General features: G+C 50.7%; 19 protein-coding genes and 1 tRNA gene. 15 read left to right on the forward strand and 5 right to left on the reverse strand.

The window, feature by feature from the left end; translation table 11 throughout:
- Positions 1-117: 117 nt before the first annotated feature.
- Positions 118-1137: a phenylalanine--tRNA ligase subunit alpha gene (gene pheS / locus OIM59_RS01530; RefSeq protein WP_299174363.1), complete on the reverse strand. Its 1020-nt coding sequence runs from the start codon at positions 1135-1137 to the stop codon at positions 118-120.
- 146 nt (positions 1138-1283) lie between these two features.
- On the opposite strand from pheS, the gene OIM59_RS01535 reads away from it, so the two are divergent.
- The 5 genes from OIM59_RS01535 to OIM59_RS01555 all read left to right on the forward strand — a co-directional run bounded on the left by OIM59_RS01535 (position 1284) and on the right by OIM59_RS01555 (position 6297).
- Positions 1284-2141 carry a DUF4348 domain-containing protein gene (locus OIM59_RS01535; protein ID WP_299174361.1) on the forward strand — a complete coding sequence of 286 codons (858 nt, stop codon included), beginning with the start codon at positions 1284-1286 and terminating at the stop codon, positions 2139-2141.
- A gap of 4 nt (positions 2142-2145) precedes the next feature.
- On the forward strand, positions 2146-3171 hold the full coding sequence (gene murB, locus OIM59_RS01540) for a UDP-N-acetylmuramate dehydrogenase (protein WP_299174358.1): 1026 nt from the start codon (positions 2146-2148) through the stop codon (positions 3169-3171).
- Complete coding sequence (locus tag OIM59_RS01545; RefSeq protein ID WP_299174355.1) at positions 3168-3965, forward strand: MBL fold metallo-hydrolase; 798 nt, start codon at positions 3168-3170, stop codon at positions 3963-3965. The genes murB and OIM59_RS01545 overlap by 4 nt, the downstream gene beginning before the upstream one ends.
- Before the next feature lie 108 nt (positions 3966-4073).
- On the forward strand, positions 4074-5615 hold the full coding sequence (locus tag OIM59_RS01550; protein ID WP_299174352.1) for a glycine--tRNA ligase: 1542 nt from the start codon (positions 4074-4076) through the stop codon (positions 5613-5615).
- A gap of 13 nt (positions 5616-5628) precedes the next feature.
- Positions 5629-6297: an FKBP-type peptidyl-prolyl cis-trans isomerase gene (locus OIM59_RS01555; protein WP_299174350.1), complete on the forward strand. Its 669-nt coding sequence runs from the start codon at positions 5629-5631 to the stop codon at positions 6295-6297.
- A 70-nt stretch (positions 6298-6367) separates the two neighbouring features.
- Here the strand turns inward: OIM59_RS01555 and OIM59_RS01560 are convergent, their stop codons facing one another.
- On the reverse strand, positions 6368-7141 hold the full coding sequence (locus tag OIM59_RS01560) for a lytic transglycosylase domain-containing protein (RefSeq protein WP_299174347.1): 774 nt from the start codon (positions 7139-7141) through the stop codon (positions 6368-6370).
- Between the two features lie 189 nt (positions 7142-7330).
- On the opposite strand from OIM59_RS01560, the gene OIM59_RS01565 reads away from it, so the two are divergent.
- The 4 genes from OIM59_RS01565 (at position 7331) to OIM59_RS01580 (ending at position 13297) form a co-directional block, all read left to right on the forward strand.
- Entirely contained in the window at positions 7331-7744 is a 414-nt protein-coding gene (locus tag OIM59_RS01565; RefSeq protein ID WP_299174346.1) for a DUF6769 family protein, read from the forward strand.
- 103 nt (positions 7745-7847) lie between these two features.
- Positions 7848-9002: an efflux RND transporter periplasmic adaptor subunit gene (locus OIM59_RS01570; RefSeq protein WP_299174343.1), complete on the forward strand. Its 1155-nt coding sequence runs from the start codon at positions 7848-7850 to the stop codon at positions 9000-9002.
- 12 nt (positions 9003-9014) lie between these two features.
- Entirely contained in the window at positions 9015-12125 is a 3111-nt protein-coding gene (locus OIM59_RS01575; protein ID WP_299174341.1) for an efflux RND transporter permease subunit, read from the forward strand.
- Positions 12122-13297, forward strand: a complete 1176-nt coding sequence (locus OIM59_RS01580) for a TolC family protein (RefSeq protein ID WP_299174338.1) — start codon at positions 12122-12124, stop codon at positions 13295-13297. Before OIM59_RS01575 ends, OIM59_RS01580 begins: the two co-directional genes overlap by 4 nt.
- 215 nt (positions 13298-13512) lie before the next feature.
- Here OIM59_RS01580 and OIM59_RS01585 read toward each other — a convergent pair whose 3' ends face one another.
- Genes OIM59_RS01585 through OIM59_RS01595 form a run of 3 tightly spaced genes read right to left on the reverse strand, consistent with a single transcriptional unit; the run spans position 13513 to position 16313 of the window.
- The gene (locus OIM59_RS01585) at positions 13513-14967 is read right to left on the reverse strand and encodes a catalase (RefSeq protein WP_072541814.1); all 1455 of its coding nucleotides are present in this window, start codon (positions 14965-14967) and stop codon (positions 13513-13515) included.
- Positions 14968-15007: 40 nt separating this feature from the next.
- Positions 15008-15430: a hypothetical protein gene (locus tag OIM59_RS01590; RefSeq protein WP_148330511.1), complete on the reverse strand. Its 423-nt coding sequence runs from the start codon at positions 15428-15430 to the stop codon at positions 15008-15010.
- The gene (locus OIM59_RS01595; RefSeq protein WP_299174333.1) at positions 15405-16313 is read right to left on the reverse strand and encodes a hypothetical protein; all 909 of its coding nucleotides are present in this window, start codon (positions 16311-16313) and stop codon (positions 15405-15407) included. Before OIM59_RS01595 ends, OIM59_RS01590 begins: the two co-directional genes overlap by 26 nt.
- A 103-nt stretch (positions 16314-16416) precedes the next feature.
- Here OIM59_RS01595 and OIM59_RS01600 point away from each other — a divergent pair, with 103 nt between their 5' ends.
- The 6 genes from OIM59_RS01600 to OIM59_RS01625 all read left to right on the forward strand — a co-directional run bounded on the left by OIM59_RS01600 (position 16417) and on the right by OIM59_RS01625 (position 23056).
- Positions 16417-17307 carry a LysR substrate-binding domain-containing protein gene (locus tag OIM59_RS01600; RefSeq protein WP_299174330.1) on the forward strand — a complete coding sequence of 297 codons (891 nt, stop codon included), beginning with the start codon at positions 16417-16419 and terminating at the stop codon, positions 17305-17307.
- A 129-nt stretch (positions 17308-17436) separates the two neighbouring features.
- Positions 17437-18360 carry a homoserine O-succinyltransferase gene (gene metA, locus OIM59_RS01605; RefSeq protein WP_299174329.1) on the forward strand — a complete coding sequence of 308 codons (924 nt, stop codon included), beginning with the start codon at positions 17437-17439 and terminating at the stop codon, positions 18358-18360.
- Positions 18361-18362: 2 nt separating this feature from the next.
- Complete coding sequence (locus OIM59_RS01610) at positions 18363-20204, forward strand: U32 family peptidase (protein WP_299174326.1); 1842 nt, start codon at positions 18363-18365, stop codon at positions 20202-20204.
- On the forward strand, positions 20201-21157 hold the full coding sequence (locus tag OIM59_RS01615) for a hypothetical protein (protein WP_299174323.1): 957 nt from the start codon (positions 20201-20203) through the stop codon (positions 21155-21157). The genes OIM59_RS01610 and OIM59_RS01615 overlap by 4 nt, the downstream gene beginning before the upstream one ends.
- Positions 21158-21213: 56 nt before the next feature.
- Positions 21214-22857 (forward strand): ABC-F family ATP-binding cassette domain-containing protein, encoded by a 1644-nt coding sequence (locus OIM59_RS01620; protein ID WP_299174321.1) that lies wholly within the window; start codon positions 21214-21216, stop codon positions 22855-22857.
- 123 nt (positions 22858-22980) lie between these two features.
- Positions 22981-23056: transfer RNA gene (locus tag OIM59_RS01625), tRNA-Lys, on the forward strand.
- Positions 23057-23179: the final 123 nt, after the last annotated feature.

Below are 23179 nucleotides of genomic sequence, written 5' to 3' on the forward strand. Positions count from 1 at the left end.
TATTAAGGTGTATATAGATAAACACGGATTACACAGGATGCAGTCAGGGAAATTCCCTTTCCACTTTTTCCGGTGTAATCCGTGTTTTTATTACTATAGTGTATGGAAAATCAAGAATCAGTTGGCCGATTCGAATTCTTCCAAGAAGCGTGTGTCGTTCTCAGAGAACATTCGCAAGTCTTTTACTTTGTATTTCAGGTTCGTGATACGTTCTACTCCCATACCGAAAGCATAACCTGTGTACACTTTGCTATCGATGCCGTTGGCTTCCAAGACTGCCGGGTCTACCATACCGCATCCCAGAATTTCTACCCATCCGGTATATTTACAGAACGGACAGCCTTCGCCACCGCAGATGTCGCAACTGATATCCATTTCTGCACTAGGTTCCGTAAACGGGAAGTACGACGGACGCAGGCGGATTTTTGTATCCGGACCAAACATTTCCTGTGCGAACTGCAGCAGCACCTGTTTCAGGTCGGTGAAAGAAACGTTCTTGTCCACGTACAGACCTTCTACCTGGTGGAAGAAGCAATGGGCACGGTAGCTGATAGCCTCATTACGGTACACACGTCCCGGGCAGATTACGCGGATAGGCGGTTGTGACACTTCCATTACGCGGCTCTGTACGGATGAAGTGTGCGTACGGAGGATGATGTCAGGATGGGTTTCGATGAAGAAGGTATCCTGCATGTCGCGTGCCGGATGGTCTTCAGGGAAGTTCATGGAAGAGAACACATGCCAGTCGTCTTCAACTTCCGGACCGTCGGCGATGGTAAAGCCTATACGGCCGAAGATATCGATAATTTCATTGCGTACAATAGTCAGCGGATGGCGTGTACCGAGTTTGATTGGGTAGGCTGTACGGGTCAAATCCAGTTCGGCTGCACTGTTGTCCTGATTCTCGAATGTTTCTTTCAAAGCAGCAATGCGTTCTTGTGCCAGGTTCTTCAACTCGTTCAATTTCATACCTACTTCTTTCTTCTGTTCTGCAGGTACGTTACGGAAGTCAGCCATCAGGGCGTTGATGGCACCTTTTTTGCTCAGGTATTTGATGCGTAAAGCTTCCAGCTCTTCTGGATTCTGCGCTGTGAGTCCTTTTACTTCCTGAAGCAACTGTTCTATTTTTGCTAACATATCTCTTCTTTAATTATTTTGTCTGCAAAGGTAAGGATTTAAACTGAAAAAATTCTGTTTTTCATTCAATAAAAAAGAAAACTCTTGTTTCGTAGACAATGAATGGAAAAAAAAGGTAATTTTGCGGCGATATTTGAGGAGACCAAATGAAAAGACTAATCATTGGATGCTGTCTGCTGATGCTGATGGTATCGTGCGGAGGTGGAAAGAAGAAAGCAGACCCTTTCTCCGCATTGACTGAACAAATCGATTCTATAAAAGTACATCCGGATTCCATTCAGGACTCAACCGTGGTAGTAGAGGAACAGGTTCCTGCTGCGGCAGATGAAAGCTTTGCCGATTTCTTTTATAATTTCGCTTCCGATGAGGCGTTTCAGCGGACGCGTGTGGTGTTTCCATTTTCTTTGTATAAAGGGAAACAAGTGACACGTATTCAGAAAGAAGACTGGAAGTTTGATCCCTTGTTCAGTCGGGAACCGGCTTATACCGTCCTTTTCGATAAGGAAGAGGATATGGAAATTGAAAAAGATACCAGTCTGCATAGTGTGCAGGTCGACTGGATTTTTCTGACAGACCGAAGAATCAAGCGTTATTATTTTCAGCGGAAAAAAGATTCCTGGTTTTTGGAGGCCATCAATGTGGAAAAATTGCCGGACGAAGAAGATGGAAAGGAAGACTTCTATGCTTTCTATGAGCGGTTTTCACGGGATTCCTTGTTTCAGCAAGAACGTTTGCATGATCCGCTGAAGTTCGTAACGGCTGATCCGGAGGATGAGTTTCAGATACTTGAAACAACATTGGAGCAGGGACAATGGTTTGCTTTCCGTCCACCGATGATGAAGGGACGCATGACCAATGTGCATTACGGTCAGCCCGAGAATATACATTCTGACTATAAGGTCGTGGAGTTTAAAGGATTTGGCAACGGTTTCAGTAACACGCTGTATTTTGAGCGCTACGGAGGTGAATGGAAACTGATGCGATTTGAAGATTTGAGCGATTGACGATATGAAGGACTTTACAAATTACTCATTGCTTCCTTATAATACGTTCGGTATGGATGTAAAGGCAGCTCGTTTCGTGGAATATGAATCAGTGGATGAACTGCAGTGTTTCTTGAACGGACAGCAGGAGAAGGATGCACCTCTTTTGCACGTAGGAAGAGGAAGCAATCTGCTGTTTGTGTCCGATTATTCGGGAACTGTGTTACATTCCGGTATTAAAGGCATGCAAGTGGTACAGGAGACAGAGGATTTTGTGGACCTGCGTGTCGGAGCCGGTGAAGTGTGGGATGACCTGGTGGATTATACCGTACAGAAAGGATGGTATGGAGCGGAGAATCTTTCCTTGATACCCGGTGAGGTAGGTGCGTCTGCGGTGCAGAACATCGGGGCCTATGGGGTAGAAGCGAAAGATTTGATTGTGGCTGTCGAGACGGTTTCTGTCGCAACCGGTGAACTTCGGGTGTTTACGAACGAAGCATGCCGTTATGCGTATCGTGAAAGCATTTTCAAGCAGGAACTGAAAGGGAAATATATCGTCACTTATGTTACTTATCGCCTGAAAAAACATCCGGTGTATCATTTGGATTATGGAAACATCCGTTCCGAATTGGAAAAAGAGGGTGGACTACTTTCTTTGGCCGTTCTCCGGCGAATCATCATACGTATCCGGGAGGCGAAACTTCCCGACCCGGAGAAAATCGGCAATGCCGGCAGTTTCTTTATGAATCCCATTGTACCGGTGCAGCAGTTTGAGGCGTTGCTGAAGCTTTATCCGGATATGCCTCACTACAAAGTGGATGAAAATCGGGTGAAAATTCCGGCCGGATGGATGATTGACCGTTGCGGCTGGAAGGGCAAACATCTGGGCCGTGCGGGAGTGCACGACAAGCAGGCGTTGGTGCTGGTGAATCTGGGAGGGGCTACCGGAGAAGAGGTGGTCCGGCTGGCAGAGGCGATTGTCCGTTCGGTGAAAGAGAAATTTGGTATCACCATTTGTCCGGAAGTTAATTTTATTGGAGAAAAGCAATGAAGGTCACAATATTAGGTAGTGGCACCTCGACAGGTGTGCCGCAGGTGGGATGTACGTGTGAAGTGTGTACCAGTCATGACCCGCATGACAACCGGTTGCGTTGTTCGGGGCTGGTAGAGGTAAACGGGGTGCGTATCCTGATTGATTGTGGCCCGGATTTTCGGGAGCAGATGATTCGTCTGAACGATTACCGCCCGATTGACGGAGTATTGATTACGCACGAGCATTATGACCATGTGGGCGGACTGGATGACTTGCGGCCTTTCTGCCGTTTCCGGGACATACCGGTGTATGCCGAGGAATATACAGCCACACGCCTGAAAAACCGGATGCCCTATTGTTTTGCCGAGAATCTTTATCCGGGTGTACCGCACATCCCTTTGCACTACATAGAAGAAAGAGTACCTTTCACTGTATCCAGCATGGAAGGGAATGAAGTGGAAGTCGTGCCTTTCCGCGTGATGCATGGGCAACTTCCCATCATGGGATTCCGTATCGGTCCGATGGCATGGATTACCGACATGTCGAGAATGCCGGAAGAAAGCTATGATTGCCTGAAAGACCTGAAGCTTCTGGTGATGAATGCTTTGCGAATAGAACCCCATTGGACACACCAGTCTTTATCCGAGGCATTGGAACAGACGCAGCGCATCCATGCCGAAAAAACTTACTTCATTCACATGAGTCATCAGATTGGACTGCATGCGAAAGTGCAGGCGCAATTGCCGGAAAACGTCTGTCTGACCTACGACGGACTTCAGCTTGAGGTGGATGAGAGCGGCAAGATGAAATGACTCATAAGATAAATTAATATACCTATGGTGCTTTTTTGTTGATAAATCTGTATCTTTGTGCCCTATTAAGTAGACATTTAAGTAGAAAAAATCAAAATAATAGGAAAAATGGCACAAGAAGACGTTTTCAAGAAACTTGTTTCACACTGTAAAGAATATGGTTTTGTATTCCCGTCAAGTGAAATTTATGATGGACTGGGCGCCGTATATGATTACGGTCAGAACGGTGTGGAACTGAAAAACAATATCAAACAGTACTGGTGGCAGAGCATGGTGTTGCTGCATGAGAACATCGTAGGTATCGATTCTGCAATTTTCATGCATCCTACCATTTGGAAGGCTTCCGGACACGTGGACGCTTTTAATGACCCGTTGATTGACAACCGTGATTCCAAGAAGCGCTACCGTGCCGATGTATTGATTGAAGATCAGATTGCCAAATACGACGAAAAGATAAACAAGGAAGTAGCCAAGGCTGCCAAGAAATACGGGGATGCTTTCAATGAAGCTGAATTCCGCAGCACCAATCCGCGTGTGCTGGAACACCAGGCCAAACGCGATGCGTTGCACGAACGTTATTCCAAGGCAATGAATGCCAACGACCTGGCAGAACTTCGTCAGATTATTTTGGATGAAGAGATTGTATGTCCGATTTCAGGTACAAAGAACTGGACAGAAGTGCGTCAGTTCAACCTGATGTTTACCACCGAAATGGGTTCTACTGCCGACGGTGCCATGAAGGTTTATCTTCGTCCGGAAACCGCTCAGGGTATTTTCGTGAACTACTTGAACGTACAGAAGACAGGACGTATGAAGATTCCGTTCGGTATTGCTCAGATTGGTAAGGCTTTCCGTAACGAAATCGTGGCCCGTCAGTTCATTTTCCGTATGCGTGAGTTCGAACAGATGGAAATGCAGTTCTTCGTAAAACCGGGAACCGAACTCGAATGGTTCAAGAAATGGAAAGAGACCCGTTTGAAATGGCATAAGGCACTGGGCTTCGGCGATGACCACTATCGTTTCCACGACCACGAAAAGTTGGCTCACTATGCCAATGCAGCAACTGATATCGAGTTCCTGATGCCGTTCGGTTTCAAGGAAGTGGAAGGTATCCATTCTCGTACCAATTTCGACTTGAGCCAGCACGAAAAATTCTCTGGCAAGAGCATCAAGTATTTCGATCCGGAAATCAACGAAAGCTACACTCCGTATGTCATCGAAACTTCTATCGGTGTGGACCGTATGTTCCTGAGCGTGATGAGTGCCGCTTATCACGAAGAAAAGCTGGAAAACGGCGAAACACGTGTGGTCTTGAAGTTGCCTGCTGCTTTGGCACCGGTGAAACTGGCTGTCATGCCGTTGGTCAAGAAAGACGGTCTGCCTGAAAAGGCCCGTGAAATTATCGATGAGCTGAAATTCCACTTCAACTGCCAGTACGATGAAAAGGATTCAATCGGAAAGCGTTATCGTCGTCAGGATGCCATCGGTACTCCGTATTGTGTGACTGTCGACCATCAGACATTGGAAGACAACTGCGTAACCTTGCGTAACCGTGACACCATGGAACAGGAACGTGTGGCGATTGCAGATTTGAATAATATCATTGCCGACAAAGTCAGCATCACCAGCTTGCTGAAAACGTTGCAGTAATAAATTAAACTACATGAACAAGAACCTATTTTGGCTGATAGCCCTGTCATTGGTACTTTCTTTCGGATTTGCATCCTGCGCGAAAGATACGACCGTGGAAGACCCGTATGCAAACTGGGAAGTGCGTAATGACCGCTATTTGGATTCCATTGCGGATGTGGCCCGTACGCATCCGGGAGAATGGGAGATATATTGTAATTACAAGATTGCAAGTGAAAGCACCTCTCCCGGACTGGGAGGAAGTTCGGTGGTGACCAATCCGTTTGAAACGCCTGCCAGCGCCAGCGATTCGGTGTATATGAAGATTCTTGAACCGGGCACAGGAGCCACTCCTTTGTTTACGGACAGTGTCAGTGTGTACTATCGTGGCAAGCTGATTAACGGAACGGTGTTCGACCAGAATTATACGGGAGATTTGGATGAGCAAATCCATGTACCTACCCATTTCGCTTTACAGGCTAGTCAGACAAGTGGGGGCGACGGACTGATTGTGGGTTGGATTACTGCCTTGCAGCAGATGAAAGAAGGTCAACGGGTGGAATTGTATATTCCGGCAGAGCTTGGATATGGTACGCAAAGCCAGTCGTCCATTCCGGCTAATTCCATGTTGATTTTCGATTTGAAGTTGGAGAAGGTGATTCATCCGAATGGAATTGAAAGTTACAGTTTGAAAGTGAAATAATCTTGAAAGGCTGGATAGAAAACGCCATGAAGAATTTCTTGCGAGAGATTTCTTCATGGCGTTTTTGTTTCTATCTTCTTCGTATTTTCTTGTAATAGTCGGGCACGGCAGAGATACCGAAATTTTCCGGATGGGTAAACAGGATTTTGATGGCCAGTAAGCGGTAGATATAGCGGTTGGTTTCTTCCACCAGTTGCAGGTCGATGGCTTCTTCCACCTTCTGTTCTTTCAGCTCCGTTCCGATACGGGCCTGTCCGATGTTGTACGACTGTGCCACGGCCACCCAGTCGTGAAATTTGTCGTAAGCGGTGCGTAGGTAACGGCAGGCGGCATGGGTCGATTTTTCAATGTCCAGCCGTTCATCGATTTTCCGTTCCACCCGCAGACCGTATTCCCGGGCCGTCTCCTTCATGAACTGCCACAGTCCCAAGGCCCCCACGGGTGAGCGTGCTTCCGGATTCATGCCGCTTTCAATCACCATCAGGTATTTGAAATCGTCGGGAATCTGGTGTTCCTCCAGAATCGGTTCTACAAGAGGAAAGAAATAAGCCGCCTTCTGTTGGAGCGACTGGGAAAAGCGGGACAAGGAGGCCAGTTCCCTGCGCAGCTTCCGTTTGCGGTCGGAAGGATCCAGATTCACCTGTTCCCCACAGAAAATCAGTACATTCGGTTCCAGCAGACTGTCGGCCACTTCAATGCGGCTGAGTGCGGCATAGGCAGGAGTGCCTTCTATCTCTTCTTCGGGAAGTGAAGGTCGGGGCCTCCGGTCGGGGCCTTGCGCATGCACCGTCAAGGGTGCGAGAGGCAGGAAACACACCAGCAGCAATGTCAGACCAGGTTTCATACTTCGTTTTTTTTCATGTTATCTTTTCTTGCCGGCAAAGGTAAGCGATTTATGGTCAGGGTGTACTGTCAGACTTTTAAAAGTTTTCTCTATATGGATGAAGACTGAACGGTAAAAAAAACGGGTAGCAGGCAAAACGTTGTTTTTTTCTGGATTTCTTTTTACCTTTGCGCCCGTCAGAGAAGGGAAATGAAACGTCGTGTACATGCATATTGCCTGTTGCTTGTCAGTTTGTGGGTACTGGTAGTCGGAGTTTTTCCACATCATCATCACAACGAAGCGTTCTGTGTCAGTACGGACATGGAAACCTGCACTCCTGCCCATGTGCATGCGGAAGGAGAAACTTGTCATTGTCCCGGTGATGCCGACAAGCATACCTGCGATATCAGCTGTGTGACCCATTTCTCTTTTTCTACTCCGCATCATTTGCCGGATTTCACGCCGGATTATACGTATTATACCTTGATTTATCTGTCGTCCGTGTGGTTGGAGACGCCTGTCTCTGTGGAATCTACGGACCTGACTTCCTATTATATCGAAAGATTACACGCCCGGAACTTTTCGGCCGTGCGGAATTTCCGTGCCCCTCCCTTTGCTGCATAAAACAACCCTATTGTAGGGAATAGAGAGCGAGAAGTGTACTTTGCAACCAGCTTGCAGGGTACAGAAGTTATTTTTGCAGCAAAATTAAAAACACCGTAATTCAATGAAAAATTATATTTTGACAGGCACATTGTGCATGTTCCTGTTGGGTGCATGTGGAGAGCATGCCCATGAACATGGCGAAGAGGGACACAGCCATGAAGAAGAAATGCATGCCGGAGAAAAGGCCGGCCATTCCGATGAGATTATTCTGACTCCTGAAAAGGCGAAGGCGGCAGGTGTGGAGGCCGAAACCGTTCGTGCGGGAAGTTTTCGTAATGTGATTCATACTAGCGGACAGATTTTGGCTGCCCAGGGCGAGGAAGCTACTGTGGTGGCCGCTTCTTCGGGAGTGGTTTCTTTTTCCCGTAAGGTGGCCGAAGGAATGGCTGTCGGAAAGGGAACGGAACTGCTGAGTGTGTCGGCTGCCCATATTCAGGATGGCGACCCTGTGCAGAAAGCCAAGGTGGCTTATGAGAAGGCCAAGGAAGAGTATGAACGTGCGCAGAAACTGGTGAGCAGTCAGATTGTGTCGCAAAAAGACTTTGCGGCCTTGCGTGAAGCCTACGAGAATGCCCGTCTCACCTACGAAGCGTTGAAGCCGAGCATGTCGGGCAAGGGAGTATCTGTCAAGTCTCCTATCGGCGGATTTATCAAGACGTGCCTGGTGAAGGAGGGTGATTATGTAACAGTGGGCCAGCCGTTGATGACGGTGACCCAGACCCGTCGGCTGGTGTTGAAGGCGGAAGTGTCCGAGCGTTATTATGCGCAGCTTTCCCAGGTGGTGTCTGCCAATTTCCAGACTCCTTATAATAATAAAGTCTATAGCCTTGAGAGTTTGGGAGGTAAGCTGCTTTCTTTCGGTAAATCTTCAGGAGATACTTCTTATTATGTGCCGGTGACTTTTGAGTTCGACAACCGGGGAGAGATGATTCCCGGTTCTTTCGTGGAGGTGTACCTCTTGTCGGGTGAACGGAACGGGGTGTTGAGTCTTCCGCTATCGGCCTTGACCGAGGAACAGGGTGTGTATTTCGTTTACTTGAAGCTGGACGAGGAGTGCTATAAAAAGCAGGAAGTGAAACTGGGAATTTCCGACGGCAGCCGGGTAGAGATTCTTTCCGGTGTGAAAGATGGGGATACGGTGGTGACCCGTGGCGCAATTCATGTCAAACTGGCCTCGGCTTCCAATGCCATTCCGGCGCATACACATAATCATTAAAGCGGAGGAACTATGTTGAACAAGATTATACGATTTTCCTTACAGAACCGCTTGTTGGTGCTGGTGGCAGCGATATTGCTGCTGATAGGAGGAACCTATACAGCCTTCCACACCGAAGTGGATGTGTTTCCCGACCTGAATGCCCCGACGGTGGTGGTGATGACCGAGGCCAACGGCATGGCGGCAGAGGAAGTGGAACAGCTGGTCACTTTCCCTATTGAGACGGCCGTGAATGGAGCGACCAATGTACGACGGGTTCGTTCTTCCTCCACCACGGGCTTTTCAGTAGTTTGGGTCGAGTTTGAATGGGATACTGATATCTATCTGGCCCGTCAGATTGTGTCTGAGAAACTGGCTGCAGTGAGCGAGTCTTTGCCGGACAATGTGGGGAAGCCTACGCTGGGACCGCAGTCGTCTATTCTAGGCGAATTGCTGATTGTGGGCCTGACCGCCGATTCTACTTCCATGCAGGATTTGCGTACGCTGGCCGATTGGACCATCCGTCCGCGTCTGTTGTCCACCGGAGGTGTGGCACAGGTGGCCGTACTGGGGGGAGACATCAAGGAATACCAGATTCTGATTCATCCCGACCGGATGCGTCATTATGGGGTGACTCTGGGAGAGGTGATGGCCGTGTCGCGCAACATGAACCAGAATACCAACGGAGGTGTCATCTATGAATATGGCAACGAGTACATTGTGCGGGGAGTGCTTTCTACGGACGATGTGCATAAGCTGGGTCGGGCTGTCATCAAGACCACGGCAGAGGGAGCTCCCGTTACCTTGGAAGATGTGGCCGATGTGCGCATCGGTTCGCAGCAGCCCAAGCTGGGAGTGGCTTCCGAAAAGGGAAAGCCAGCCGTATTGCTCACGGTAACGAAACAGCCCAACACGGGTACGATTGCCTTGACGGAACAGCTGGAGAAGGCCTTGGCCGACTTGCAGAAGAACCTGCCGAAGGATGTGAAAATCTCTACCGATGTGTTCCGCCAGTCGCGCTTCATCGAAAGCTCCATCAGCAACGTACAGGAATCGCTGTATGAAGGTGCCATCTTTGTGGTCATCGTGCTCTTCCTGTTCCTGGCCAATACACGGACTACCATTATTTCATTGATTACCCTTCCTCTTTCCCTGGTGGTGGCCATTCTAGTACTGCACTACATGGGGCTGAGTATCAATACCATGAGTCTGGGAGGTATGGCCATCGCCATCGGTTCGCTGGTGGATGATGCCATTGTCGATGTGGAAAACGTGTGGAAGCACCTGCGGGAAAACAAGATGCTCCCGCCGGAAGAACGCAAGCCGGTACGCGAGGTGGTGTTCAATGCCTCGCGCGAGGTACGCATGCCGATTTTGAACTCCACACTGATTATCATTGTGAGCTTTATTCCGCTTTTCTTCCTGACCGGGATGGAAGGCCGTATGCTGGTGCCGCTGGGCATTGCCTTCATCGTGTCTTTGTTTGCTTCTACGGTGGTGGCGCTGACCCTGACTCCGGTGTTGTGCAGTTACCTGTTAGGGGGAAAGTCAAAAGGAGACGGCCTGCCGAAAGAAGCCTTCTTGGCGGTATGGCTGAAGAAATATTACGAACGGGCCTTGCTTTGGTCGCTGGAGCACAAGAAGACGGTGCTGGGAGGTACGGTTGCCGTGTTCGTGGTGGCTTTGGGCATCTTCTTTACGTTGGGCCACAGCTTCCTGCCGTCGTTCAACGAAGGGTCGTTTACCATTAATGTCAGCTCCCTGCCGGGTATTTCGTTGGAAGAATCCGACAAGATTGGGCGTCAGGCCGAGGAAATTCTGCTCTCCATTCCAGAGATACAGACCGTAGCCCGCAAGACAGGACGTGCGGAACTGGATGAGCATGCGCTGGGCGTGAACGTGTCCGAGATAGAAGCACCTTTCGAGCTGAAGGACCGTTCGCATGCCGAACTGCTGGCGGATGTCCGTCAGAAACTGTCGGTCATCACGGGGGCCAACATTGAAATCGGACAGCCCATCAGCCACCGTATCGACGCCATGTTGAGTGGTACGCAGGCCAGCATTGCCATCAAGCTGTTCGGAGATGACCTGAACCGGATGTTTGCCTTGGGCAATCAGATAAAGGCGGCCATCAGTGACGTGGAAGGTGTGGCCGACCTGAACGTGGAGCAGCAGATTGAGCGTCCGGAACTGAAGATTGTACCCAAGCGGGAGATGCTGGCCAAGTATGGCATCTCGTTGCCGCAGTTCAGTGAGTTCGTGCAGGTGAATATGGCCGGCGAGGTCGTGTCGCAGGTGTATGAAAAGGGAAAGACCTTCAACCTGGTGGTGCGTGCGGATGAGGCCGACCGGGGTGAGATGGACCGTGTGAAAGACCTGATGATTGACGATGCGCAGGGGCGGAAGATTCCGTTGTCGTACGTGGCCGATGTGGTGTCTTCCATGGGACCGAACACCATTAACCGGGAAAACGTGAAACGGAAAATCGTGATTTCGGCCAATACCAGCGGGCGCGACTTGCGCAGCGTGGTGAATGACATCCAGCGTCGGGTGGACGAGAAGATTACGTTGCCCGAAGGCTATCACATCGAATACGGCGGACAGTTTGAAAGCGAGCAGGCCGCCAGCCGTACCTTGCTGCTGACTTCCCTGATGAGCATAGTGGTCATTTTCCTGTTGCTGTACATGCAGTTCCACGATGCCGCCGAGAGCGGGGTGATTCTGTTGAACTTGCCGCTGGCCCTGATTGGCGGTGTGTTTGCCCTGTGGCTGACCACGGGTGAAGTCAGTATTCCGGCCATCATCGGATTTATCTCCTTGTTCGGTATTGCCACCCGCAACGGTATGTTGCTGGTCACCCACTACAACCTGTTGCGTGAAGAGCAACACCTGGATGTGCGCGAAAGTATCGTACATGGTTCGCTCGACCGTCTGAACCCGATTCTGATGACCGCCCTTTCGTCTGCCCTGGCCCTGATTCCGCTGGCCTTGCGCGGTGATTTGCCGGGCAATGAGATTCAGAGTCCGATGGCCAAGGTCATCCTGGGAGGCTTGCTGACCTCCACTTTCCTGAATGCCTTTGTCATTCCTATTGTGTATGAGTTAATGAACCGGAAGAAAACGACTAAAAGAACAGAAGCATGAAAAAATTTGGATGGATATTGCTTGCGGGCCTGGCTTTTTCCGGCGGGCTGCAGGCACAGAAAATAGAAGAGGTGTTGCAATCCGTAGAGCAGCACAACAAGGAACTTCAGGCCAGTGCGCACAGCATGGAGGCGGCCAAGATGGAAGTGCAGACACGGAATAATCTGGAAGACCCCAGCGTGGAGTACAGTCCGTTTTATGCAAGCAATGTGGACGGCATGGCCAGTTCGGAACTGGTGGTGACGCAGGGATTTGATTTCCCCACGCTGTATGCGGCACGCAACCGTTCCGGAAAATCGCAGAAAAACGTGCTGGACCGTCAGCAGCAGGTGCTCCGTCGCGACATTCTGCTGCAAGCCAAGAACCTGTGTCTGGACCTGATTCGGCTGAACCAGGAACAGCAGTTGCTGGCCGAGCGGATGAAGAATGCCGATGCCCTGTTGGAGTTGTTCGAAAAACGCCTGAAAGAGGGGGATGCCAATGCCCTGGAAGTGAATAAAATCAAGATGGAACGCATGAAGGTGCAGACCGAAGTGGCTCAGAACAATGCCGCACACCGTACGGCCTTGCAGCAGTTGCTGGCCATGAACGGTAATATGCCATTGGAATTTGCGGAAACGGATTACCCGAAGGTTGAAGCTATCCGGGATTATCAGACGTTGTATAACGAAGTGATGCAGTCGGATGCCGATTTGCAGGTCGCTGAGGCAACCGTTCAGGCCGCTTCGGAAGAAGTGAAGGTAAACAAGCAGAACTGGTTGCCGAAACTGGAAGTGGGCTACCGGCGGAATACCTCGGTGGGAGAGAAAAGCAACGGCTTCCTGGTAGGAGGCAGTTTCCCTTTGTTTTCCAACCGTAAGAAACTGAAAATTGCGAAAGCCCAGGCGTTGAGTGCCAACTTGCAGCGCGACAATGCCCGCCTGCAGGTGGAAGCCAAGGTACAGAGCCAGTTCAACGAGATGCAGCAGTTGCGTGAGGCGATGCAGGCCTACGATGTGCCTTTGATGCACCACACCCTCCGTCTGCTCTACGATGCCGTCACGGCAGGCCAGTTGTCCATCATCGACTTTTATGTGGAGGCCGACAACGTATATGGCAACCTGCAAAGCTACATGACGCTGGAGAACCAGTACCAGAAGCTCATGGCCGACATCTATAAGAACCGTCTGTAAATCAGCTGTGATAAAAAGTAAAACCGCCCCTGCGAAGAGGCGGTTTTTTTTCGATGTTTTCTACGTTTCCCGTGGCCGAAACGTAGGTTTTCCACCCGAGAAACATACGTTTCCGCAGTGGGAAACGTACGTTTTTCCCAAGGGAAACGTAAAATAGACTCCAGTGTTTCAGGGAAAAGCGGCTGGCCTTTCCCTGAAACAGCCGGGGAAATACCTTAAATTCTGTCCAACGGAATGTGAAGGGCCTGGGCCACTCCCTTACCGTAGTTTTCATCTGCCTGCATGCAGTTCCGGATGTGGCGGAGCTTGATTTCTTCCGGAATGTCTCCCATGGCTCTGGCCGTATTCTCAAAGAGCACCTGTTGCTGGGCAGGTGTCATCAGACGGAACAGGGCACGAGGCTGAGAATAGTAGTCTGCGTCATCTTCCCGGTAATCCCACTGATAAGCCGCGCCGTCCAGTTCCAGAGGCGGTTCCTTGTATTCGCCCTGCTGTTGCCATTCTCCGTAGCTGTTGGGTTCATAACCCAGGGTCGAACCGTGGTTGCCGTCCACGCGCATCTGTCCGTCGCGGTGGTACATGTTCAGGAAAGGACAACGGCTCCGGTTCACCGGAATCTGGTGGTGGTTGACACCCAGGCGGTAACGCTGCGTGTCACCGTAAGAGAAGAGACGGCCCTGCAGCATGCGGTCGGGCGAGAAACTGATACCCGGCACCACGTTGGCTGGATTGAAAGCCGCCTGTTCCACGTCGGCAAAATAATTCTCCGGGTTGCGGTTCAGTTCGAGTACCCCCACCTCTATCAGCGGATATTCTTTTTGCGACCAGACTTTGGTCAGGTCGAAGGGGTTGAACGGACATGCTTTGGCCTGTTCTTCCGTCATCAGCTGGATGTACATCGTCCATTTCGGGAAGTCACCTTTTTCAATGCTTTCGTAGAGGTCGCGCTGATGGCTTTCCCGGTCTTTTGCGATGATAGCTTCCGCTTCCGCATCGGTCAGGTTCCGGATACCCTGCTGGGTGTGCAGATGGAATTTGACCCACGTACGTTTCCCTTCCGCATTGATCAGGGAGAACGTGTGGCTGCCATAGCCGTGCATGTGGCGGTACGAAGCCGGAATGCCGCGGTCGCTCATGGTGATGGTCACCTGGTGCAGGGCTTCGGGCAGTGAGGTCCAGAAATCCCAGTTGTTGCGCGGGCTGCGCATGTTGGTGCGCGGGTCCCGTTTCACTGCGTGGTTCAAGTCGGGGAATTTCAGCGGATCGCGCAGGAAGAACACTGGCGTGTTGTTTCCCACCAAGTCCCAGTTTCCTTCTTCGGTATAGAATTTGATGGCGAAGCCGCGGATGTCACGTTCCGCATCTGCCGCCCCACGTTCACCGGCCACCGTAGAAAAACGGACAAACAGTTCCGTTTCTTTTCCCACCTGTGAGAAGATGGCCGCCTTGGTGTAGGCCGTGATATCGTGCGTGACAGTAAATTTTCCAAACGCTCCCGAGCCTTTGGCGTGCATGCGCCGTTCGGGAATCACTTCGCGGTCAAAATGTGCCAGTTTTTCGAGAAACCACACATCTTGTAAAAGCATCGGACCTCTTCGTCCTGCGGTAGCCACATTCTGGTTGTCGGCTACGGGTGCACCTGAGGCACTGGTAAGTTTCTTTTTTTCCATAAGCATTACATTTGTGATTTGATAATAGATTAAGAAGGAATTATACGGTGATGAACCGGTCCAGGATTTGTTTGTCCGAGTCGGTCAGCAAGCCGTTCTTGGATTGCAGGAAAGGTACAGGGGCTTTCCGGGAAATACGCAAGGCTTTCTTCATGTTCCGGAGCATGCTTCCTGTCCTGAATTTATAAGTTGTAAAAAGCAGCGTTCGGTGAGGAGGCACTTGTCCTGCCATTCGTCGGCTGCAGGCTTTCCATTGCCGGTGCGGGTGCTGTCCGACGACGAAACAGCCGCAGGTCCAGCATCCCGACAGCAGGAAATCCGTTTCTGCCAGCTTCTGAGGGTCGAAATCAGAGATCGCGCACAAGCTGACATGCAGCCCTTTCGACCAGAGATACATTGCAATTTCTCTGGCGAAAAAGGCTGTCTTTCCTTTGTGGCTATAATACAGGACAGTGGCTTTCATTTGATTTGCAGCAACAAGATTCCTTTACAACCACCACCCGGCTGTTGGGCAGGTCGGGGATGTAGATAAAGCCGTCTTTTACGGTGATGTCAGCCGGACCAATCAGCGGCTGCTCCAGTTTCAAAGGCAGAGGAGACATCTTTCCGCTGGCCAAGTCAATACGGCTCAGCTGGGCCGGTGTCCAGTTGGTGACAATCAGCGATTTTCCGTCGGAAGAGAAAGCGATGCCGTCGTATTGTCCGGTCACTTCCGTCAGTTTGCGGGCCACGGGCTGCTTCAGGTTGTCGATGCGGTAAATCACATTGGCTTCCTTGGTCACTCCGTCGGCCGGATAAGAAGCCACATACATTATTCCGTCACGTACGAGCAGTCCGTTCGGTCCGCTGATTTGCAGCCATTCTTCGGGCTGTCCCGGCTGGGCCGGATTGCTGATGTCCAGGCGGAAAATACGGTCGGTATTGGTCACTGAGGCATACAGATAGTTTCCGTCGGCCGCCAGGTCGTTGACAAACAGGTTGCCTTCGGGCAGGGAAATGACTTTCGGATTCTTCGCCTTGTCGGTCAGGTGATATACTACGATTTTATTCACATCACATACATACAGGTAGTCCTGACGGATGAACATTCCTTTGGGAGCCGACAGATTGCCGTCGGCCGGAACCATGACCTGGGTCTTTCCGTCCTTATAAAATGCGATGTATCCTTTTCCTTCCGTGTTCAGCGGATTCAGTTCGGCAGTACCGAAGTTGGCTACCAGGATACCTCCCTGATACGGATACGTACTTTCACAATAACGAAGTCCTTCGTTTACTACACCTTTTACAGTTTGTGCCGATACCCCCATCGACAAGCAAACAAACATTACACTGAGAATCTTTTTCATCTTTTTACGTTTATTTTTTGACAAAGTTAAAAGCGAGCCAAATATTTTCTATATTTGTAGCACTCATTTTTCCGATAACATTCATAGGCAGAAACGATAAGAAATGGAACTCCGTCAGTTGAAATATTTTAAAGCGGCCTGCGAATTGCAGAATTTTTCGGAGGCGGCACGTGCGTTGTTTATCTCGCAAAGTACACTTTCCCAGCAGATTAAGCAGCTGGAGGATGAATTGGACGTCTTGCTTTTCGACCGTATAGGGAAGCGGGTAGTCCCTACGGAAGCCGGACTGGCTTTTTTGCCTTATGCGGCAAAGGCTCTTTATGATGCGGAAGACGGGAAACAGATTATCCGCGACCTGAAAGGGATAGAGACAGGGGTGCTCCACATCGGGGTGACTTATAGCATGAGTCCCTTGCTGATAACCGCATTGGGAATGTTTACGAAAACCTATCCGAAGGTCAAGGTGGATGTCTGTTTTGCCACTTCGGAAGAACTCCTGGAAAGATTGGAAGCCAATCACCTGGATTTTGTTTTGTCCTTCAAGCCGGAAGGCACGTCGGAAGGGTTTGAAACCCTGTCGTTGTTCTCTTCCCGGCTCCGCTTTATCGTGCATCGCTCGCATCCGTTGGCCGGACTTTCTTCCATCACCCTGAAACGGTTGTCCGAAACTCCGCTGGTGCTGCCGGGGCAAGGTTTTGCCACCCGGAAAAAGGTAGACGAGCTTTGCCGGACCCATCGGCTGGAACTGACGGTGGGTGTGGAAATGAACGACGTGCATACCATTATCCATACCTTGCGTGCGGGCTATTGGGCTACCATCCTGACGCAAGCTGCCGTGCGGGGAGAGGAAGACCTGGTGCAGATTCCCATCTTGTGTGCCGACAAGCTGACCTCGGAAGGCTGTCTGTTCTGGGCGCAGGGAAACTACCGGAAAAAGTCGGCGCTGGCATTCGCCGATTTTTTGCAGAAGGCGGTCGGAAACGGGGGAGAGTAAGCGGCCGGAAAGGATGCCGGCGGGTTTAAAAAATGATAAGGGCAAAAAAAGATGGACGGCTGTTCCCCGTAATCCGTGCCGAATTATTAACTTTGCCCTTTGATAGAAAATAAACAGAAACACAGCAATATGCCATTAAATTTACCCGATAAACTGCCGGCAATCGAGTTGTTGAAGCAAGAGAATATTTTCGTGATAGATAATTCGCGGGCCAGCTCACAGGACATCCGTCCGTTGAAGATTGTCGTACTCAACCTCATGCCACTTAAAATAACGACAGAAACCGACTTGATTCGTTTGTTGTCCAACTCCCCTCTACAGATTGAGGTGAGCCTGATGAAGCTGAAAAGCCATACTTCAAAGAATACACCGGTGGAGCACATGAAAGCGTTCTATCGTGATTTTGAACTGATGAGAAACGAAAAGTTCGACGGAATGATTATTACCGGAGCCCCGGTGGAACACCTGGATTTTGAAGATGTCAACTACTGGGACGAGGTGACGGAGATTTTCGAATGGACCCGTACCCATGTCACCTCCACGTTCTATATCTGCTGGGCGGCACAGGCCGGCTTGTATTACCATTACGGCATCCCGAAGTATCCGTTGGACAAGAAAATGTTCGGCATCTTTGAACACCACATCTGCAAGGGCTTCGAGCATCTGCCCATCTTCCGTGGATTCGACGACGTGTTCTATGTACCTCATAGCCGTCACACCGAAGTCCGCCGGGAAGACATTGAAAAATGCAAGGACCTGCAGATTATTTCCGAGTCGCCCGAGTCGGGTGTACACATTGTGATGGCCCGTGGCGGACGCGAGTTTTTCGTGACCGGCCATTCGGAATATTCTCCTTACACGCTGGATACGGAATACCGCCGTGACCTGGGCAAAGGCCTGCCCATTGAAATGCCGCGCAATTACTACCGCGACAACGATCCGGAAAAAGGACCGCTGGTGCGCTGGCGGAGCGTGGCCAACCTGTTGTTCTCCAACTGGATGAACTATTATGTGTACCAAGAAACTCCTTACGATATCAACCAGATAAAATAAGAATGATCAGACAACGTCCTATCGAACTGCTTGCCCCGGCCAAGAATCTGGAGTGCGGCATGGAAGCTATCAACCACGGGGCCGATGCGGTATATATCGGTGCCCCGCGTTTCGGCGCACGTGCCGCTGCCGGCAACTCATTGGAAGACATTGAGGCCCTGGTGCGTTATGCCCATTTGTATCGCGTACGCATCTACGTGACTGTCAATACCATCCTGAAGGAAGAGGAACTGGCAGATACCGAGAAAATGATTTGGGATTTGTACCGGGTGGGGGTGGATGCCCTCATCGTACAAGACATGGGAATCACCCGCCTGAATCTGCCCCCGATTCCGCTGCATGCCAGTACGCAGATGGACAACCGTACGCCGCAGAAAGTGAAATTTCTGGCCGAGGCCGGTTTCCGTCAAGTGGTATTGGCCCGTGAGCTGACGCTGGACGAGATTGCAAAGATTCATGCCGCCTGTCCGGATACGCCGCTGGAGGTATTCGTACACGGCGCCTTGTGCGTGAGCTACAGCGGACAGTGCTACGTGAGTCAGGCATGTTTCGGCCGTAGTGCCAACCGTGGAGAGTGTGCGCAGTTCTGCCGCCTGAGCTTCAACATGGTGGATGCGGACGGGAAAACGATTGCCCGCGGCAAGCACCTACTGTCGCTGAAAGACATGAACCAGAGCGACAACCTGGAAGCCTTGCTGGATGCGGGCGCCTCTTCGCTGAAGATTGAGGGCCGTTTGAAGGACGTGGCCTATGTGAAGAACGTGACCGCCTATTACCGTCAGAAGCTGGATGCCATCCTGAAGCGCCGGAAAGAATACGTGCGGGCTTCGTCTGGTACCGTCCGTCTGGCTTTCCGTCCGCAGCTGGACAAGAGTTTCAGCCGGGGATTTACCGATTATTTCCTGCACGGACGTACGCCGGATATTTTCTCTTTCCATACGCCGAAGTCGTTGGGCGAGGAGATGGGCGTGGTGAAAGAAGTGCGCGGCAACTATTTCACGGTGGCCGGAGTGAAACCTTTCAGCAACGGCGACGGACTCTGCTATTTGGATGAGCAAGGCAAACTGCACGGTTTCCGGGTGAACCGGGTGGAGAACAACAAACTCTATCCTCAGGAGATGCCGCGTCTGCGTCCGAAAACCAAAATCTACCGCAACTTCGACCAGGAGTTTGAACGGGTGATGCAGAAAAAGTCGGCCGAACGTAAGATGGCCGTATCCATGCTGTTCGAAGAGAACAACTTCGGGTTTACCCTGACCCTGACCGATGAAGACGATAACTGCATCAGCGTGACGCTGCCGGCAGAAAAGACACTGGCACGTACCCCTCAGGCCGAAAACCTGAAGAACCAGTTGGGCAAGCTGGGCAACACCCCGTTTGAGCTGGAGAAATTGGACATCTCCTTGTCGGCAGACTGGTTCGTACCTTCTTCTGCCTTGGCCGATTTGCGTCGCAATGCGGTGGAAAAGCTGCTGGAAGCCCGCCGCATCAACTATCCGCAGGAAAGGGTACGCTTCCCGAAAACCACGCATGCGTTTATCGTGGGCGACTTGACCTACTTGGGCAATGTGATGAATACGAAGGCACAGGCCTTCTATCACGACCACGGGGTGAAGCGCATCGCACCTGCTTTTGAGAAAGAACCACGGACCGATGCCGTGCTGATGTTCTGCAAGCATTGCCTGCGCTACAGCATGGGCTGGTGTCCGGTACATCATAAGGTGAAATCGCCCTACAAGGAACCTTACTACCTGATAAGTACGGACGGACGGCGATTCCGCCTGGATTTCGACTGTAAAGTCTGTCAGATGAAAGTGTCATTGGATAATCAGAAGTCAGAATGAAACACGCGGGTTATATTCTAGGGGTGATTTGTTTGCTGTTGTGCGTGACGGCCTGCCATTACCGCACTTCCTTGTCTTCCACAGGAGAAGGAAATCCGAACGATTCGGTGGTGAAGGTGGTCAGGGAATGTCCGTATGCCTTGAACAGCAATTTCCGGGTCACGGCCGACACGCTTTGGCTTCATCAGCTCCCGTTGCTCGATTCCATTCCGGTGAAGGAGGGCGATGAACTGGTGGTAGCCGAGATTACCGCCCGTAAAGAAATGGAAGGTGACTCGGTGTGGGTGAAAGTGGCCCGCGACCAGGAAACCATCGGATGGGTTCCCGAACGCCAGTTGCTGTCGCACATCGTCCCCGTAGACCCCATCTCCCGTTGCATCCACTTGTTCAGCAACTCCCATGCCCTGCCGTTCTTTTTAGTATTGGCTGTGTTCTTCCTCTGCTTCGTGTACCGTGCCCTGCGGCGCAAGCAGATTAAGCTCATCTGGCTGAACGACATCGACAGTGTGTTTCCCATTACCCTGTCGTGGTTGATGGCCGCGGCAGCCACGTTGTATAACAGCATGCAGCATTTCGTGCCGGAAACCTGGGAGCGGTATTATTATGACCCCTCGCTGAATCCCTTCGACCTGCCTTTCGTATTGGGACTGTTCGTGCTCAGCGTGTTCCTTATCCTGTTGCTGGGGGTGGCCTTGCTGGACGACCTGTTTCACCAGACCACGATGGAAGTGGCCTTTTTCTATCTGCTGGGGCTGGCTTCCTGCTGCATTTTCTTGTATATCTTTTTCACCTACTTGTGGGTGTATCTGGCCTATTTGGCCTTTATCGCTTATTCCGTGTGGTGCGTCCGGCGCTTGCGCAAGGCCAACAGCTATCCCTACGCCTGTGGAGCCTGCGGTGCCAAGATGAGGTCGAAAGGCATTTGTCCGCACTGTGGCGCCTTGAATGAGTAATAATCCGCATAATTTTGTAATTTTGCACCTTTCAAAAATTTAAAACCCTACATAATATGATTAGTATAGATGGACTGACCGTGGAATTCGGAGGGACCACCTTGTTTAGTGACCTGAACTTTCAGATTAACGAAAAAGACCGTATTGCCCTGATGGGAAAAAATGGCGCCGGCAAATCCACGCTGCTGAAAATACTGGCCGGTGTGCGCCAGCCTACGCGGGGAAAAGTGACCGCCCCCAAAGACTGTGTGATTGCCTATCTGCCGCAGCACCTGATGACGGAAGACGGGCGGACGGTATTCGAAGAAGCCTCTCAGGCTTTTGCCCATCTGAAGGAGATGGAGGAAGAGATTGAGCGGATGAACAACGAACTGGCCACACGGACGGATTATGAAAGTGATTCCTATATGGCCCTGATAGAGAAAGTGGCTTCGATGAGCGAGAAGTTTTATGCCATCGACATGACACATTTTGAGGAAGATGTGGAGAAGGCTTTGTTGGGACTGGGCTTCCTGCGGGAAGACTTCAACCGTCCGACCAGCGATTTCAGCGGAGGGTGGCGGATGCGTATCGAACTGGCCAAGCTGCTGCTCCAGAATCCGGATGTGTTGCTGCTGGATGAGCCGACCAATCACCTGGACATCGAGTCCATCCAATGGTTGGAAGATTTCCTGATCAACAGTGCCAAGGCGGTGGTGGTCATCAGCCACGACCGGAAGTTTGTGGACAACATCACGACCCGTACCATCGAAGTGACCATGGGACGGATTTACGACTATAAGGTGAATTACTCCCAGTACCTGGTGCTGCGGAAGGAACGCCGCGAACAGCAGATGAAGCAATACGAAGAACAGCAGAAGATGATTCAGGAGACCAAGGACTTCATTGAACGTTTCAAGGGCACTTACAGCAAGACCTTGCAGGTGCAGAGCCGGGTGAAGATGCTGGAGAAACTGGAACTGATAGAAGTGGACGAAGAAGATACCTCGGCCTTGCGCTTGAAATTCCCTCCTTCACCACGCAGCGGAAACTATCCGGTCATCATGGAAGGAGTGGGAAAGACGTATGGCAACCACGTGGTGTTCAAGAATGCCAACCTCACCATTGAACGGGGCGACAAGGTGGCTTTTGTGGGAAAGAACGGAGAAGGTAAGTCTACCCTCGTGAAGTGCATCATGAATGAAATAGACTATGAAGGTACGCTGACGCTGGGCCATAACGTGCAGATTGGGTATTTTGCACAGAACCAGGCTTCGTTGCTGGACGAGAACCTGACGGTGTTTCAGACCATTGACGATGTGGCCAAGGGAGAAATCCGCAATAAAATCCGGGACTTGCTGGGAGCCTTCATGTTCGGCAGTCCGGAAGCCTCGATGAAGAAGGTCAAGGTGTTGTCGGGAGGAGAACGTACCCGTCTGGCCATGATTAAACTGTTGCTGGAGCCGGTCAACCTCTTGATTCTGGATGAGCCGACCAACCACTTGGACATGAAGACGAAGGATATCCTGAAACAGGCGTTGATGGATTTCGACGGCACCCTGATTGTGGTATCGCACGACCGTGATTTCTTGGACGGGCTGGTTACGAAGGTGTATGAGTTCGGTCACCAGCGTGTGAAGGAACACTTGTGTGGCATCTATGAGTTTTTGGAGACCAAGAAACTGGAAAGTCTGCAGGAGTTGGAGCGTAAAAACGTCTGAAAAGGCCCTTTGGAAAGAAAAAACGGCTTTTTTGAGAAAAAAGTTTCCAAATGTTTTGCAGGTTTAAAATAAGTTACTACCTTTGCACTCGCAATCGGGAAATGACCGATGCGACAAAGGATTGATTCGCTAGCTCAGCAGGTAGAGCACAACACTTTTAATGTTGGGGTCTTGGGTTCGAGCCCCAAGCGGATCACCAAAGAGAGGCCTTCAGTTTTGAAGGCCTTTTCTTTTTTGTTTTCTTTTATTTTCTCTTGTTTTCTTTTGTTCTGTCCTTGTCTAAATCAATTATTTTTGTGTCGTTAATTCTCTATTAGGGCCT

It is taken from the genome of Bacteroides mediterraneensis (assembly GCF_025993685.1).
In the GTDB taxonomy this organism is placed as follows: Bacteria; Bacteroidota; Bacteroidia; order Bacteroidales; family Bacteroidaceae; genus Phocaeicola; species Phocaeicola mediterraneensis_A.